Origin of the sequence: Xanthomonas sp. SHU 308, assembly GCF_000364645.1 — a bacterium.
Classification (GTDB): domain Bacteria; phylum Pseudomonadota; class Gammaproteobacteria; order Xanthomonadales; family Xanthomonadaceae; genus Xanthomonas_A; species Xanthomonas_A sontii.
On sequence record NZ_AQOK01000838.1, the window covers coordinates 1 to 400 of the forward strand.

At 76.8% G+C, this 400-nt stretch carries 1 pseudogene; it reads right to left on the bottom strand.

What is annotated here, in order from left to right:
* Positions 1-133: 133 nt before the first annotated feature.
* A pseudogene (locus tag D588_RS25870) lies at positions 134-400 on the bottom strand (methionyl-tRNA formyltransferase); the annotation flags it as partial.

A 400-nucleotide genomic window follows, 5' to 3' on the forward strand; every position in this document is an offset into this window, starting at 1 on the left:
TGCCGTGTCGTGGTTGCGCGTGCGGATGATGGGGGGGCGCGACGCAGTGGACGCCCGCCCGCGCCGCAGCGCGGAGGCGGCCACAGCCGCGCCTGCCGGGCCCAACGCGGCGTACGCAGGCATGGTCGACGCCTCAGGCCAGGACCGACAGGTCGCGCCGTGCGTTGAGGTAGTCGGCGGCGGTGATCGCCTTGCCGCCGTCGCGCTGCAGCACGCGCAGGCGCAGCGCGCCCTGGCCGCAGGCGATGTCGATGCCCTGCCTGGACGCGGTCAGCACCGTGCCCGGCTGCTGCGCGTGGGCCAGGTCCAGCGCGATCGCACCGTGCACCCGCACCCGCTCGCCGGCCAGCACCGCCTCGGCGACCGGCCACGGATCGAAGGCGCGCACCTGCCGCGCCAG